Origin of the sequence: Pseudomonas nitroreducens NBRC 12694, assembly GCF_002091755.1 — a bacterium.
Classification (GTDB): Bacteria; Pseudomonadota; Gammaproteobacteria; order Pseudomonadales; family Pseudomonadaceae; genus Pseudomonas; species Pseudomonas nitroreducens.
The window spans coordinates 25,835-39,329 of record NZ_BDAI01000001.1; the positions used below are offsets into that span (position 1 = coordinate 25,835).

Annotated in this window: 13 protein-coding genes and 1 pseudogene; 6 read left to right on the forward strand and 8 right to left on the reverse strand. The window is 67.1% G+C overall.

Annotation, left to right across the window (positions count from 1 at the left end; translation table 11 throughout):
• Nucleotides 1-68: 68 nt before the first annotated feature.
• The gene (locus PNI01S_RS00130; RefSeq protein ID WP_084357148.1) at nucleotides 69-1,250 is read left to right on the forward strand and encodes an iron-containing alcohol dehydrogenase; all 1,182 of its coding nucleotides are present in this window, start codon (nucleotides 69-71) and stop codon (nucleotides 1,248-1,250) included.
• A 3-nt stretch (nucleotides 1,251-1,253) separates the two neighbouring features.
• On the opposite strand, the gene PNI01S_RS00135 is transcribed toward PNI01S_RS00130, so the two are convergent.
• Nucleotides 1,254-2,153: a LysR family transcriptional regulator gene (locus PNI01S_RS00135; RefSeq protein ID WP_084357149.1), complete on the reverse strand. Its 900-nt coding sequence runs from the start codon at nucleotides 2,151-2,153 to the stop codon at nucleotides 1,254-1,256.
• 130 nt (nucleotides 2,154-2,283) lie between these two features.
• Between PNI01S_RS00135 and PNI01S_RS00140 the strand changes: the two genes are divergently transcribed.
• A complete protein-coding gene (locus PNI01S_RS00140) occupies nucleotides 2,284-2,769 on the forward strand; it encodes a GFA family protein (RefSeq protein ID WP_084357150.1) in 486 nt (161 codons plus the stop codon).
• A 3-nt stretch (nucleotides 2,770-2,772) separates the two neighbouring features.
• On the opposite strand, the gene PNI01S_RS00145 is transcribed toward PNI01S_RS00140, so the two are convergent.
• Entirely contained in the window at nucleotides 2,773-2,988 is a 216-nt protein-coding gene (locus tag PNI01S_RS00145) for a DUF1127 domain-containing protein (protein ID WP_084357151.1), read from the reverse strand.
• 105 nt (nucleotides 2,989-3,093) lie between these two features.
• Between PNI01S_RS00145 and PNI01S_RS00150 the strand changes: the two genes are divergently transcribed.
• Both PNI01S_RS00150 and PNI01S_RS00155 read left to right on the forward strand, forming a co-directional pair.
• Nucleotides 3,094-4,602, forward strand: coding sequence for a winged helix-turn-helix domain-containing tetratricopeptide repeat protein (locus tag PNI01S_RS00150; RefSeq protein ID WP_084357152.1), 1,509 nt, complete (start codon nucleotides 3,094-3,096; stop codon nucleotides 4,600-4,602).
• Nucleotides 4,603-4,706: 104 nt separating this feature from the next.
• Nucleotides 4,707-5,696, forward strand: a complete 990-nt coding sequence (locus tag PNI01S_RS00155) for an AraC family transcriptional regulator (RefSeq protein ID WP_084357153.1) — start codon at nucleotides 4,707-4,709, stop codon at nucleotides 5,694-5,696.
• A 204-nt stretch (nucleotides 5,697-5,900) separates the two neighbouring features.
• Here PNI01S_RS00155 and PNI01S_RS00160 read toward each other — a convergent pair whose 3' ends face one another.
• Nucleotides 5,901-7,823, reverse strand: a complete 1,923-nt coding sequence (locus tag PNI01S_RS00160) for a tyrosine-protein phosphatase (RefSeq protein WP_084357154.1) — start codon at nucleotides 7,821-7,823, stop codon at nucleotides 5,901-5,903.
• Nucleotides 7,824-7,961: 138 nt separating this feature from the next.
• Nucleotides 7,962-8,354, reverse strand: a complete 393-nt coding sequence (locus PNI01S_RS00165) for a GFA family protein (RefSeq protein WP_024763804.1) — start codon at nucleotides 8,352-8,354, stop codon at nucleotides 7,962-7,964.
• Nucleotides 8,355-8,630: 276 nt separating this feature from the next.
• Between PNI01S_RS00165 and PNI01S_RS00170 the strand changes: the two genes are divergently transcribed.
• On the forward strand, nucleotides 8,631-9,842 hold the full coding sequence (locus PNI01S_RS00170; RefSeq protein ID WP_084357155.1) for an MFS transporter: 1,212 nt from the start codon (nucleotides 8,631-8,633) through the stop codon (nucleotides 9,840-9,842).
• A 36-nt stretch (nucleotides 9,843-9,878) separates the two neighbouring features.
• Here the strand turns inward: PNI01S_RS00170 and PNI01S_RS00175 are convergent, their stop codons facing one another.
• A complete protein-coding gene (locus tag PNI01S_RS00175) occupies nucleotides 9,879-10,370 on the reverse strand; it encodes a DinB family protein (RefSeq protein ID WP_084357156.1) in 492 nt (163 codons plus the stop codon).
• Nucleotides 10,371-10,476: 106 nt separating this feature from the next.
• On the opposite strand from PNI01S_RS00175, the gene PNI01S_RS00180 reads away from it, so the two are divergent.
• The gene (locus PNI01S_RS00180) at nucleotides 10,477-11,319 is read left to right on the forward strand and encodes a LysR family transcriptional regulator (RefSeq protein WP_084357157.1); all 843 of its coding nucleotides are present in this window, start codon (nucleotides 10,477-10,479) and stop codon (nucleotides 11,317-11,319) included.
• A 3-nt stretch (nucleotides 11,320-11,322) separates the two neighbouring features.
• On the opposite strand, the gene PNI01S_RS28570 is transcribed toward PNI01S_RS00180, so the two are convergent.
• From PNI01S_RS28570 to PNI01S_RS00190, 3 genes and pseudogenes are all read right to left on the reverse strand, one after another.
• Nucleotides 11,323-11,448 carry a hypothetical protein gene (locus tag PNI01S_RS28570; protein ID WP_256576486.1) on the reverse strand — a complete coding sequence of 42 codons (126 nt, stop codon included), beginning with the start codon at nucleotides 11,446-11,448 and terminating at the stop codon, nucleotides 11,323-11,325.
• Between the two features lie 100 nt (nucleotides 11,449-11,548).
• On the reverse strand, nucleotides 11,549-12,472 hold the full coding sequence (locus PNI01S_RS00185; RefSeq protein WP_084357158.1) for a 2-hydroxyacid dehydrogenase: 924 nt from the start codon (nucleotides 12,470-12,472) through the stop codon (nucleotides 11,549-11,551).
• Between the two features lie 119 nt (nucleotides 12,473-12,591).
• Nucleotides 12,592-13,373: pseudogene (locus PNI01S_RS00190) on the reverse strand (GlxA family transcriptional regulator); the annotation flags it as partial.
• Nucleotides 13,374-13,495: the final 122 nt, after the last annotated feature.

Consider the following 13,495-nt stretch of genomic DNA (forward strand, 5'->3'; position numbering starts at 1 on the left):
ACTTCCTCCCGCCGCTGGCTTTGCACGAGCCGGCGCGGGCAGGCCATGCCTGAAATCCGGAGCTTGTCATGTCCACCCTGAACTACTGGAACTACCCCACGGAAATCCTCTGCGGCGTCGGCGCCCTCGATCAACTGGCCGAGCGCTGCCGCCTGGCCGGCATGCTCAAGCCGCTGCTGGTCACCGACCCCGGCATGCTCGAACTGCCGCCGCTGCACGAAGTGCGGCGCCGCCTGGAAGCGGCCGGCATCGACTACGCGCTGTTCCACGGTTTCTCCAGCAACCCCGCGCTGGAAGAAGTCAGCGCCGGCGCCGGCGTTCTGGCCGAAGGCGGCCACGATTCGCTGATCGCCCTGGGCGGCGGCAGCGCGCTGGACGCAGCCAAGGGTATCGCCCTGCTCAGCCGCGATGCGAACGGCCTGCACAACTTCGAATGGTCGCAACTGATCGAGCGCTACCCGACCCTGGGCGACCACCCCGCCCTCGACCTGCCGCCGCTGATCGCCATTCCCACTACCGCCGGCACCGGCTCCGAACTGGGCCGCGAGGCCGTGCTGACCGATACCGCGCGCGGCATCAAGATAGTCGTCGGCCACCGCGAACTGCTGGCCCGCTCGGTGATTCTCGACCCGGTACTGACCGTCGGCCTGCCGAAGTCGCTCACCGCCGCCACCGGCATGGACGCCCTGACCCATCACCTGGAGTCGCTGTTCTCGCCGCTCTACCACCCGATGTCCGCCGGCGTAGCCATCGAAGGCGTGCGCCTGGTGAAGGAACACCTGCAACGCGCCGTGCGCAACGGCACCGACCTCGCCGCGCGCGAAGGCATGCTGGTGGCTTCGGCCAGTGCGGCAGTGGCCTTCCAGAAGGGACTCGGCGGCGTGCACGCGCTGGCCCACCCACTGGGCGCCAAGCACCACAAGCACCACGGCCTGCTCAACGCCGTGCTGCTGCCGTACCTGCTGGTGGCCAACCGCCCGGCCATCGAAGCCGACGCCACGCGTCTGGCGCGCTACCTGGAACTGCCGGAAGCGAGCTTCGAAGGCCTGCTGGGCTGGGTGCTGGAACTGCGTTCGGCGGTGGGCATTCCGCATACGCTCAGGGAACTGGGCCTGGACGGCGAGGACGCGCTCTGGATCGGCGAACAGGCGGTGGCGGATATCTCCTCCTCCGGCACCAACGCCCTGCCGCTGCAGGCCGAGGACTACTCGCGCATCTACCTCAACGCGGTCAACGGCGTGCTCGCCTGAGGGTTAGCCGAGGCCGTGCACGCTCAGCAGGTCCTCGATGAAGGCACGGGCGGCCTCGCTGCGCGGCCGCCCGGCGTAGGTGATCATGCTGTGCGTCACCTCGTAGCAGAGCTGCCCCGGCAGCAGCGGCTTCATCCGCCCGCGCTCGACCCAGATGTTCGCGTAGTGGGTCGGCAGGTAGCCCAGGTGCGTGCCGGCCAGCACCGAATGCGCCACCGCCTCCATGTGATGCGCGGTGGCGCTGCTGCGTTCGGGGCGGAACGGCAATTCCTGGTCCGCCGGCAGGAAGCCATGGCGCACCCAGTTGTACTCGGCGATCTGCTCCAGTGTCGGCTCGTGCGCCGCGAACAGCGGGTGGCGCTCGCCGCAGAACACGCCGATTTCTTCCGTGTACAGCGGCAGGTAATCCAGGGTCGGGCGCGCGCGGCTGAAGTAGGAAATCGCCAGGTCCAGCTGGCCGTCGATCACCGCCAGCTCCAGCTCGGTGGGCGAATTCACGTAGAGGTTCAGCTGCACGTCCTGCTCGCGACCGTGGAAGGCCGCCAGGGTCTCGTCGAAGCGCGCCTGCGGCAGGGTCGTGACGTTGTCCGCCAGCCCCAGGTACAGCTCGCCCACCAGCTTGCCCGAGAGCGCCTGCGCCTGGTCGCGGAACAGGCCGATGGCGTCGAACATCGCCTGGGACGCCTCGAGAATCCGCTGCCCTTTCGCGGTCAGGCGGAAGCCGCCCTTGCCGCGCTCGCACAGCCGATAGCCCAGGCGCTTCTCCAGGCTGCCGATGTGCATGCTGATGTTCGACTGGCTCATGTTCAGCTCGGCCTGCGCCGCGGTGAAGCCGCCGCACCTCACCACGGAGGCGAAGATGCGCAGCAGGCGCAGATCGAGGTCGGTGAAATTCCTGAGCATGGGCAGCGTCCGTCGCTGGGCGGGCGGCTAGTCTACTGCACGGGGCACGGCCAGTCCCGCTGGTGCGATCCGATGGAATCCCTGGCGCGCCCGCGAGTCCCTGTTCAGGTAGCCCTGATGGAGAGAAGCCATGCTGCTCGAAGGTTCCTGCCACTGCGGCGCCGTGCACTTCAGCCTGCACAGCGCCCATCCATACCCTTACCAGCGCTGCTACTGTTCGATCTGCCGCAAGACCCAGGGCGGTGGTGGCTACGCGATCAACCTCGGCGGCGAGGCCGCCAGCCTCAGGGTGCGCGGGCGCAAGCACATCAGCATCTACCACGCGAAGCTCCGTGAGGAAGGTCAGCGCACGCGTACCAGTGGCGCCGAACGGCACTTCTGCAGCCTGTGCGGCAGCGGCCTGTGGCTGTACGACGCGCGATGGCCGGAGCTGATCCACCCCTTCGCCTCCGCCATCGACACCCCGCTGCCCGTGCCCCCCGAACACACCCACCTGCTGCTGCGCTCGAAGGCCAGTTGGGTCGAAGTGCAGGCCACGCCCCATGACCTGCAATTCGACGATTACCCGCAGGAGTCCATCGCCCAATGGCACGAACGGCTGGGCGTGGAAAAGTAAGGGTCACGCCCGCCAGAACGGCTTGGCGATCTCCGTCGCCACCTGGCGCCGAGTCAGGCCGATGTCCTCGATCAGGTGCGGATTGGCCCTGGCCATCACGGCAAGTTGCTGGCGAAGCCGGGCGCGGGCCTGCCAGAGCGCCAGCAGTTCGGGCAGGGCCGACGGGCCGAAGCGCCCCGACGGAGCTTCCGACAGCAGCAGACGGGGAGTATCGTTCATGACAGCCTCCATGGACTCGGACCTCATGGGTCAAGCATGGAGAGCACCCGGCAAGCCGTCCTTAAATGACGCCAAACACTTCCAAAAACTTGCAAAGGGGGCGGCATGCAGCAATCGCGTCTGGCTTTCGGCCCCTTCGTGCTCGATGGCACCAGTGGCACGCTCAAGCGCAACGACGTTCCCGTGGCCGTCGGATTCCGTGCGCTGAACCTGCTGAGCGCCCTGCTCCAGCGGCCGGGTGAAATCCTCGGCAAGGCCGAGCTGATGGACGCCGCCTGGCCGGGCCTGGTGGTCGAGGAAGGCAACCTCACGGTGCAGATCGCCCAGTTGCGCAAGGTGCTGGGCGAGGCCCCCGACGGCAGCTCCTGGATCACCACGGTGCCCCGCGTCGGCTACCGCTTCAGCGCAAGCGTGGAACCCCTGGCCGAGGCGTCGCGTGCTCCGCTGGCGTTGCCGGATGAGCCTTCGATTGCCGTGCTGCCCTTCGTCAACGGCAGCCCCGATGCCGAGCAGGACTATTTCGTCGACGGCCTGACCGAGGATCTGACCACCGAACTGTCGAGGGCTTCCGGCCTGTTCGTGATCGCTCGCACTTCGGCCTTCGCCTACAAGGGCAAGGCCATGGACGTGCGCGAGATCGCCCGCCAACTGGGCGTGCGCTACCTGCTCCAGGGCAGCGCGCGCCGCGCCGATGCCCGCGTGCGGATCAACGCCCAGCTGGTGGATGCGCTCAGTGGCGAACAACTCTGGGCGGAACGCTTCGACCGCGAACTGGCGGCCGTCTTCGCCGTGCAGGACGAAGTCGCCGGGCACATCGTCCGGGCCCTGCTCGGCCATCTGCGCACGCCCCTGCCGCGCAATCGCCCGAGGAACATCGAGGCCTACGAACTGTGCGTGCGCGCCCGCCAGCTGATGGACGACTCGCCACTGGCCGCGCGCGAAGCACACCTGATGCTCAGCCGCGCCATCGCCCTCGATCCGCAGTACGCCGAGGCGCGCCGCTGGCTGGCGATGAATCACTGGATGGGCTGGATACACAGCGGCGGCCCCACCCAGGCTGAGCGCGGCGCGGCACTGCAGCGGGCGCGCGAGGCCGTGGCCATCGACCCCAATGACGCCGGCTGCCGCTGGAGCCTGGCCTACCTGCTGACGTACGAACGGCAGTACGCCGAAGCCGACCGGGAGTTCCAGCACGCCATCGAGCTCGACCCGAACGATGCGGACGCCTGGGCGGCGCTGTCCGACGTCACGGTACTGGCCGGGCGTATCGACGAAGGCCTGGAGTACATCCGCCGGGCCTTTCGCCTCAACCCCTTCCCCGCCGGCTGGTACTACCTGACCCTCGGCCAGGCACAGTACGCCGCGCGCGATTACCAGGGCGCCATCCAGACCCTGCGCCGCGACGAAACCTACCGCAGCAGCTCGCGGCGCTTCCTCGCCGCCAGCCTCGCGCAACTTGGCCGGCTGGACGAGGCCCGCGCGGAAACCGAATTCTTCCTGGTGGGCAATCCAAACTTCACCATCCGCCACTGGGTAGAGACCGAACCCCTGCGTGACGCGGCAGTGCGCGAACATTTCGTCGAAGGCTTCCGCCTGGCCAGGCTACCGGAGTAGGCAGCCCATCACGCAATTGTCATCTGCGCCGTTCAGCATGGGCGCTCATGTATCGCCCGCCGAACTCCGGCGGTGCGCTCGTCGCCAGCGCCAGATGACGGACCATGACGGTAGACACGAGCACCTCCCGCAAGCAGTTCCTGATCCGCTCCGAGAACATGACTGCCGACGATTTCGGCGAGCTGTACACGCGGATGTTCGGCAGCCTCTATTCGGGGATGCCGCGGCCCGAAAAGCCCATCACGATCGGCGGCGTCTATGGCCGCTACGAGGGCGTGAGCTTCCGCCGCCTGAGCTTTCGCGGCGACCTGCTGACCGAGATGCCGGACCTCGACGACGAGATCACCTTCATCTTTCCCGGCGCCGGGCGCGTGGTCTTCAACCAGTCCGACGAAACCATCGGTACACCGCGCGTCGGCCTCGCCATCGAGAAGGCCTCGGTGCGTTCGGTCGGTTTCATCGATGGCCACGCACACCACGGCCTGTCGGTGCGCCGCTCGCTGTTCGCGCGCCGGCTGGCAACGCTGCTGGGCCGGCCGATCAGCCACAAGGTGCGCTTCCAGCCGCGGGTCGACCTGCGCAACGAGGCCTTCCAGGGCATCAAGGCGATCGTCGCCATGGCCACCGGCAACGAGTTCGACCTGCTGATCAATTCCAGCGCGCTGATGCCGGCACGCCTGCAGGAAATGCTGGTGGATTCGGTGCTGGAAATCTGGCCGCACAACTACAGCGACGCGCTCAGGCGCCCTGCGCCGCAGATCGCGCCGCGCCACGTGAAACTGGCCATGGACTACATCCAGGAGCATCCGGACGCCCTGATCAGCGGCAGCGACCTGGCCGAGCTGACCAACGTCAGCCTGCGCGCCCTGCAGGAAGGCTTCCGCCGCTTCGTCGGCAGCTCCATCGTCGCCTACCAGCGCGAGGTGCGCCTGCAGCGCGCCTACGACGCGCTGCAGCAGGACGGTTCGCAATCGGTCAGCGAGATTTCCCTGGCCCTGGGCTTCAGCAACGTCGGGCGCTTCTGCCAGTACTTCCAGAGCGCCTACGGCATGAGCCCGGCAGACCTGCGCAGGAACCTGTCGACGCCTGCCTAGGGAAGCCACCGGCTCTGTTCGCGACGCCTGCTCCGTTTCCAGAGGAAAACTCTGGGCCACCCGGGGGCGTAGGGCGCATAACCCGGAACGGGTTATCCGCCGCCCTGGCGGATAACGCAGTGGGCGTTATGCGCCCTACGTGTTGGAAAGCAAAACGGCCCGCCGCGTTGGACGCGACGGGCCGCTTACCTAGGCCGCCACCGATCAGAACTGGTAGCTGGCCTTCAGGCTGCCATTGGCGCCGTGGCTGCCGATGCCGCCCAGTGCGCCGACTTCGGCGCCGACGCTGAAGTCACCCTGGCTGGCGGTCAGGCTGAACGCGCCGCTGAACTGGTCACGGTTGTCGAAGGCGGCACGCTGGGAAACGTCCAGGCCCAGCAGGTGGCCTTCGCTATCGACCTTGTAGTCGCCCAGCGCGTGGTCGTAGCCGACCTCCAGGCCCGGCACCATCTGCCAGCCACTGCCCAGGGCCACCGGGGCGAACGAGGCCTTGAGGTTGGCGTAGACGCTGCGGCGGTTCTCGCTGATATCGTTGACGTCCAGCGCCAGCTCACTGCCCTTTTCCTGGAAGCCATCCAGGTCCAGGTGGCTGTAGCGCAGACCGATGCTCGGCTCCAGGGTCACGGTGGACACCGCCGTGCGGTAGCCCAGCGCGACGCTGGCGCCGCTCAGGTTGCCGCTGGTGTCGCCCTTGGCTTTGCCCAGGCCGCCACCGATATCGCGCTTGCTGTCGTAGTCGAGCCAGCCATGGCTCAAGTCGGCGTCGACGAACAGGCCCTGATCCAGGCCATCGAGGGCGAGGCGCGCACCGCCACGGACAAAGGTCAGGTCGGTGTCGACATCACCGCCGCTCCCCCCGACGCGGCCCTTGCTGTAGCCGAAGCCCGCATTGCCACTGAGCTGCTCGGAAAAGCGCTGGGTGACGCCGACCATCAGGCCCTGGGTGTGTTCGTTGCTGCTTTCGGCGTTGGAGGTCGCGGAGTTGCCCTGATAGCCGGCCAGCGCCGTGGTCCACAGGCGGGTCTGCCCGGTCTTCAGGTCGACGCCGCTGGCGTAGGGCGCGGCAGCGCGGTCGATCAGCACATCCTGGCGCAGCAGGTAGCTGGCTGCGTCGGCGTGCACCTGGCCGCCGACGGTGGACTCCACACCACCGAGCGTGCCGGCATCGATGGCCGACTGCAGGTAGTAGTTGTACGCGGTGTAGGCACCGGAGAGGCTGCTGTTCTGCAGTTGGGTCAGCAGCTGCGCGCCCGCGGCGGCGTTGCCCGAAAGGCCAAGAGTGCCCGGCAGGCTGTTGTAGTAGACCATCTTGCCGCGCAGCACGTAGAGGGTTTCCTGGGACAGGCCGAGGCCCTCCTTGAGGTAGTTGTCCATGCTGCCGTACCGGGCGGTGACTTCGTCCAGGCCCGCCTGCAGGTAGCTGGCCTGCACGCCGATCAGCGGCTCGTAGATGGCCGCCATGCTGGCCGGCATCATCGCCAGGGTCGCCTTGATGCGGGCGGCAGTGTAGTCGTTGGTGGCCAGGTAGTTTTCCATGATGGTCTGGCTGTCCACCCCGGCGATGCTCAGCAGCACGGCGGCGGTCCAGCCGGTGCGGTCCTTGCCGGCGGTGCAGTGGAACAGCGCGGCACCGTCGGCGCCGGCCAGTTCATTGAAGAGCACGGTGAACTGGCTGCGCATGCCGGCGTCGCTGACGAAGGCGCGGTTGGTTTCCTCCATCATGGCCACGGCCTGGGCCGCGCTGGTGAAGGAGATATTGGTAATGTTGGCGCCCGAGGTGGTGCTGCCGATGATGTCGATGTTCTGGTAAACCGCCCCGGCCGGCAGGGTGTCCGGCGTGGCAGCCGCCTCGACGGGCGTGCGCAGGTCGTAGACGTTGCCGATGCCCAGGCTGTTCAGCACCGCCAGGTCGGTGCCCCTGGGGGTCAGTGCGTTGGAGCGGTAGAACACGCCCGAGCGCATCACGCCGTCGTGGAGCGTGGTGTATGCGGTGGTGGTGCCGGCGATATCGCGGAAGTTGTCGATGCCGGCCAGGCGCGGGGTATCCAGGCGGTTGGCCTCGGCCGCATTGGCGCAGGCGATGGACAGGCTGAGCAAGGACAGGGAAAGCAGAGCACGATGAAACACGGTGTAGCCTCTTTGAGCTGGGTTGGCGGGGCTACTATCGGGGGCCTTCGGGGCTCGAACGTGACAAGTCGGCGCCGATGAAAAATGGGCGCGCGATTGGTCCGTGGGCTGCGTTTTCTGTCCGTGAGCGGCGCTTTTCTAGTCTTCGTGCCGGTCGGATGACTCGCGGTCGCGCTCATAACGGTGACGCATCGCGAAGTCCGGCAGCCAGGCTTCGCGGCGGCAGGTCCACAGCTCATAGGTGGGCTGGAACTGGTCCGGCGCATCCAGCGCGCCAAGGGCCACCTCGATCTCGCCGGGACTGCGGCCGAATACCGATGAACCGCAGCGTGGGCAGAAAACACGCCCGGCGTATTCCCGCGCTTCGCCGTCGATGCGCACGGCATCTTCGGGGAAGATCGCCGAGGCATTGAACAGCGCACCATGGTGCTTGCGGCAGTCCAGGCAATGACAGATGCCTACCCGGTAAGGTTGCTCGATGGCTTCGATACGCAGGTTGCCGCACAGGCAACCGCCAGTGATCTTGCCCATATTGCACCTCCTCATGGAACTGAGCGGGGTTTCCCCTCGCCTGACCTAGCTGCAGAGAGGGGTGTCGCCTGTTGACCTTTTCAGGCCGGTATACGGTCCTGCCAACCGACGCGCGGCAGTGCTCGAGGATGGTCGCCGCCGACCGATTTGGCCGTTTCGCGATATTCGTCGTCCGGATCGCGTGAGACAGCTTCCGGCAGCGCGCCTAGCATAGACCACCCAATTCGAAGAACCCGGCGCCCGCCCGCGCGCCCTACCTTGCTGCCCCGGAGTCCCATGTCTACCACTGCTTCCCCCCTGGCCACGCCGACCGTGGCCAGCCAGGCCAGCCCGCTGGTGATGCGCGTGATCGGCGCCTGCGCCCTCGCCCACCTGACCAACGACCTGATCCAGGCCGTGCTGCCGTCGATCTATCCGGTGCTCAAGGCCAACTATGGCCTGAGCTTCACCCAGGTCGGCCTGATCACCCTGACCTTCCAGCTGACTGCCTCGCTGCTGCAGCCCTGGGTCGGCTACCACACCGACCGCCACCCCAAGCCCTGGCTGGCGCCGCTGGGCAGCGTCTGCACGCTGATCGGCATCCTCATGCTGGCCTTCGTTGGCAGCTTCCACGCCATCCTGCTGGCGTCGGCGCTGGTGGGCATCGGCTCCTCGACCTTCCACCCGGAAACCTCGCGCATCGCGCGGCTGGCCTCCGGCGGGCGCTACGGGCTGGCGCAGTCCACCTTTCAGGTCGGCGGCAACGCCGGCAGCGCCTTCGGCCCCTTGCTGGCCGCAGCCATCATCATTCCGTACGGCCAGGGCCACGTGGCGTACTTCGGCTTGTTCGCGGTGTTCCTCGTCGGCGTGCTCTGGGGCCTGAGCCGCTGGTACCGCAACCACCTAAGTCTGTTCAAGCTAAAGGCCGGCGGCGTGGCTACCCATGGTCTGTCCAGGGGCCGGGTGAGCGCTTCGCTGGTGGTGCTGGCGCTGCTGGTGTTCTCCAAGTACTTCTACATGGCCAGCTTCACCAGCTACTACACCTTCTACCTGATCGAGAAGTTCGACCTCTCGGTGGCCAGCTCGCAGCTCTACCTGTTCGGCTTCCTCGGCGCGGTGGCCGCCGGCACCTTCTTCGGCGGCCCGGTGGGCGACCGCATCGGCCGCAAGGCGGTGATCTGGTTCTCCATCCTCGGCGTCGCGCCCTTCACCCTGGCGCTGCCCTACGTCGACCTGTTCTGGACCAGCGTGCTGAGCCTGGTGATCGGCTTCATTCTCGCGTCGGCCTTCTCCGCCATCGTGGTCTACGCCCAGGAACTGGTACCGGGCAACGTCGGCATGATCGCCGGGGTGTTCTTCGGCCTGATGTTCGGCTTCGGTGGCATCGGCGCGGCGTTCCTCGGTCACCTGGCCGACCTCCACGGCATCGAGTACGTCTACACGCTGTGCTCGTTCCTGCCACTGATGGGCTGCATCACTATCCTGCTGCCATCCACCAAAAAAGCCTGAGGCACCAAGCCTGGCGAACCAGGTGCGCCGGCTGGATCAGCCCTTCCGGCGCTCCGGTTCGGTCGCGTGCACGAACACCGTGTAGGTGTCAGCCGGGTGCGCCACGCCGGCCTGGTCCAGCGCGCGGGCAATGGAGCCGCGGTGGTAGGTCGCGTGGTTGAGGATGTGGAAGAACATCTCCTCGCGGGTCAGGCTGCCGCTACGGCCGTCGGTGAAGCGGAAGCGAATGACTTCGCGCCCCTGCTCCGGGGTCAGCGCGGCGAGCTGCTCGACGTACCACTGGCCGGAGGTCAGCAGGCGCTCGCGCAGCTCGTCGTAACCGGGCACCACCTGGGTATTGGTGGCCGGGTGCGGGTCCGCTTCGCCCTTCAGCCGTGCGCGGAACAGGTCCTCGACGATGGCCATGTGGTTGAGTTGCTGGAGCGCGAAGGCATGCTCCTCGGGGAAGCGCCCGGCGTCGATCTGGGCGATGGCGTCCAGCGCCCGAAGGTCCGACCAGCACTTGTAGGCGAAAGCCTGGGTCAGCATCGCGATTCCTCGTCAGTGGCGAAGGCGGCACTGTAGCGCATCCGGGGCTTGGGTTGTGCCGGCCCAGCTGCCAGACTGGCGATAGCCCCAAGGACGATTCGCTGCCATGAAAACCCCCGATATAGAAGCCATCCGCGCCTTCCTGCTGGTCGCCGACCTGAAGAGTTTCACCCGCGCCGCCGAGGTCGCCGGCACCACCCAGGCGGCGATCAGCCTGAAGATCAAGCGCCTGGAAGAATCCCTCGGCCGCGCCCTGCTGGAGCGCACACCGCGCCGCGTCACCCTGTCCGCCCAGGGCTCGGTGTTCATTGCCAGCGCCCGCCGCCTGCTGCAGAGCTACGACGACACCTTGCGCTGCTTCGACGCGCCGCGCCGTACCCTGCGCATCGGCGTAAGCCATCACATCCTCGGGGCGGACCTGAGCCACTGGCTCCAGCGTCTGGCGCAAGCCGATCCGGAGGTGATCGTGGCCTTCAGCCTGGGTACTTCGCGGCAGATGCTGGAGAGCTACGAGGAAGGCGCGCTGGATATCGCACTGATCCTGCGTCACGACAACCGCCGCCAGGACGGCGAGGTGATCGGCAGCGAACGCTTCGGCTGGATGGCCGCCGAGTCGTTCGAACTGGACGATGGTGCACCACTGCCACTGGCGATCCAGCCGGCGCCCTGCGGCATGCGCAGCATGGTCAGCAGCGCGCTGCAGGGGCAGAACCGCAACTGGCGCGATGCCTTCGTCGGCTCGGGAATTCTGGCCATCGGTGCAGCGGTGTCGGCCGGTATCGGCATTGGCGCCATGGTCGAGCGCATGGCGCCGGCGGGCTGCGTCGATGTGCGCGAGCGCTTCGGCCTGCCTGAGTTGCCACCCCGCGACGTGGTGCTCTATTGCGCCCATCGCGACGCCCAGACACGCGCGCTGATCGGCGCACTGAGCCAGGCCATCACTGCCTGAGCCTCAGTGCAGGAGCACGCCCAGCCGCGCCAGGAACAGCGCCAGGGCGACGGTCAGCGAGCCGCAGAGGGCGACGGCAGCGAAGTGGATAAAGGCGATGTCACGAGCTTGCAGCGGTTCCTGGTCCATGAACGGCACTTCCTGAATGACGGTTGGGAGCCGCCAGTATCGAAAGTGCCGCCCACGGCAAACAGCGCACGCCGGCTATTTCAGCGATAAGCGAAACGCCTCAGTAGCCCGCCTGGCGATCCACGGTGTGCAGCAATTCGCTGCCTTGCAGATCCCGCAGGATATTCTTCGCCACCACCGCCGCGCCGCCTTCCACCTGCATGGTGCTGGCGATGTGCGGAGTGACCCACACCCGCGCGTGCGACCACAGCGGATGCCCTTCGGGCAGCGGCTCCTGCTGGAATACGTCGAGAATCGCCGCGCCGACCTGCCCCGCGTCCAGTGCCGCGACCAGGTCGGCCTCCACCACATGTTCGCCGCGGCCGACGTTGATCAGTCCGGCGCCCCTGGGCAGTTGCGCCAGCGTCTCGCGGTTGAGGATGCCGCGGGTGCTGTCGGTCAGCGGCAGCAGGTTGACCAGGATGTCGCACTGGGAGAGGAAGCTTGCGAGCTCCCCGGGGCCGGTGTAGGTCTTCACGCCGTCCAGCTCGCGGGCTGAACGGTTCCAGCCCAGCAGCTGGAACTTCAGGTGACGCAGTTGGGCCAGGCATGCCTGGCCCAACTGGCCGAGGCCCATCACGCCGACCCGGCTGTTCGACGCCGGGAGGATGCTCAGCGGCTCCCACACCTGCGCTGCCTGCGCGGCGCGGTAGGCCGGCATCTCGCGGTGCAGCGCCAGCGCCGACATCACCACGAACTCGGCCATGATGTCCGCCAGGGACTCGTCGACCATACGCACCAGCGCCACCGATTCGGGAATCTTCGCCAGGTCGAACTGGTCCACCCCGGCGCCGGCCGCAAACAGCACGCGCAGGCTGGTGTAACGCTCGATATCGGCGACTGCCTTCCAGGTCAGCAGGTAGGTGACACGCGCCGGGTCGACCGCGTCGAAGCCCTCGACGAACTCCAGGTCCGGCACCTGGGCGGCCAATAGAGCCCGCCATTTTTCCGCGTGTTCGGGTTCGGCGTTGTAAAGAAAGATCACGTCCTGTTCCTCACTCTTGTTCTCTGCACGTCCGGCCAGTTAACCAGCCGACCTGCGCGAGGAACACCATCGACAAGGCACTGCGGGCACGCAGACTGACTCGTCGAGCGCCTGCGTAACTTGGCGGAACGCACACAGCCGAAGCGCATTTCCTTCGACGGCGAATGGCCGAAGAACGAGGTGTAGCACTTGCTGAATTGGCTGGGCGAAACGAAGCCGCAGGCCAACGCCACCTCCACCAGCGACAGGTCCGAATGCTGCAGCAGGCGGCGGCTTTCCGTGATGCGCAGCTCCAGGTAATGACGCACCGGCGAGGTGCCCAGCGGCTCCGTGAACAGGCGCTCCAGCTGGCGCTTGGAACGCCCTACGCACTCGGAAAGCTGATCCGTGCTCAGCGGCTCCTCGATGTTCGCGCTCATCAGGTTGAGCACGTCGCGCAGCGGCTGGGCCATCTTCTCGTGCAGTGCCGGGCGGGTGCGGCGGTCACGCGATTCCTCGAAGACGAGGATATCGACGATGTCCTCCATAAGCTCGCGCTCGTGCAGGTTGTGGATCCACTCCAGCACCAGGTTGAAGGCACCGGTCGGGCTGCCGCGGTGAGGCGATTGCGGTCGAGGATATAGCTCTCGGCGGTGAGCACGCTGTTGCGCGCAACCTCTGCCAGCGAAGCGCGATTTTCCGGGTGCACCGCGCATTGGTGACCATCCAGCAGGCCAGCCTTGCCGAGGAACCAGGCGCCATTCCACAGGCCAGCCAGAGCGATGCCGCGCTCGTCGGCGAGCTGCAGCAGGCGGCTGAGGCCGGGCGTGTCCTTGAGCGGCGTGCGCAGGCCGCCGCAGACCAACAGTAGATCCATGTCCAGGTAACTGCCTTCCAGCGCCGCCGCCGGACAGATCACCATCTCCTTCACCGCCAGACGCATCAATCGGAGCGCGCATATCCGTTTCGGGCCGAAAGCGGCCCCTGGCAAGGAGCCGCTCCCCCACTGCGGACACCATCACCTCCACATCACCCACGGGATGA

Bases quoted from the DNA above. Each gene is read 5' to 3' on its own strand.
- PNI01S_RS00165 (WP_024763804.1), bottom strand. From the start codon at position 8,354: ATGGGCAAGATCACTGGCGGTTGCCTGTGCGGCAACCTGCGTATCGAA.
- PNI01S_RS00130 (WP_084357148.1), top strand. From the start codon at position 69: ATGTCCACCCTGAACTACTGGAACTACCCCACGGAAATCCTCTGCGGC.
- PNI01S_RS00140 (WP_084357150.1), top strand. From the start codon at position 2,284: ATGCTGCTCGAAGGTTCCTGCCACTGCGGCGCCGTGCACTTCAGCCTG.
- PNI01S_RS00145 (WP_084357151.1), bottom strand. From the start codon at position 2,988: ATGAACGATACTCCCCGTCTGCTGCTGTCGGAAGCTCCGTCGGGGCGC.
- PNI01S_RS00135 (WP_084357149.1), bottom strand. From the start codon at position 2,153: ATGCTCAGGAATTTCACCGACCTCGATCTGCGCCTGCTGCGCATCTTC.
- PNI01S_RS00180 (WP_084357157.1), top strand. From the start codon at position 10,477: ATGAAAACCCCCGATATAGAAGCCATCCGCGCCTTCCTGCTGGTCGCC.
- PNI01S_RS00170 (WP_084357155.1), top strand. From the start codon at position 8,631: ATGTCTACCACTGCTTCCCCCCTGGCCACGCCGACCGTGGCCAGCCAG.
- PNI01S_RS00155 (WP_084357153.1), top strand. From the start codon at position 4,707: ATGACGGTAGACACGAGCACCTCCCGCAAGCAGTTCCTGATCCGCTCC.
- PNI01S_RS00150 (WP_084357152.1), top strand. From the start codon at position 3,094: ATGCAGCAATCGCGTCTGGCTTTCGGCCCCTTCGTGCTCGATGGCACC.
- PNI01S_RS00175 (WP_084357156.1), bottom strand. From the start codon at position 10,370: ATGCTGACCCAGGCTTTCGCCTACAAGTGCTGGTCGGACCTTCGGGCG.
- PNI01S_RS28570 (WP_256576486.1), bottom strand. From the start codon at position 11,448: ATGGACCAGGAACCGCTGCAAGCTCGTGACATCGCCTTTATCCACTTC.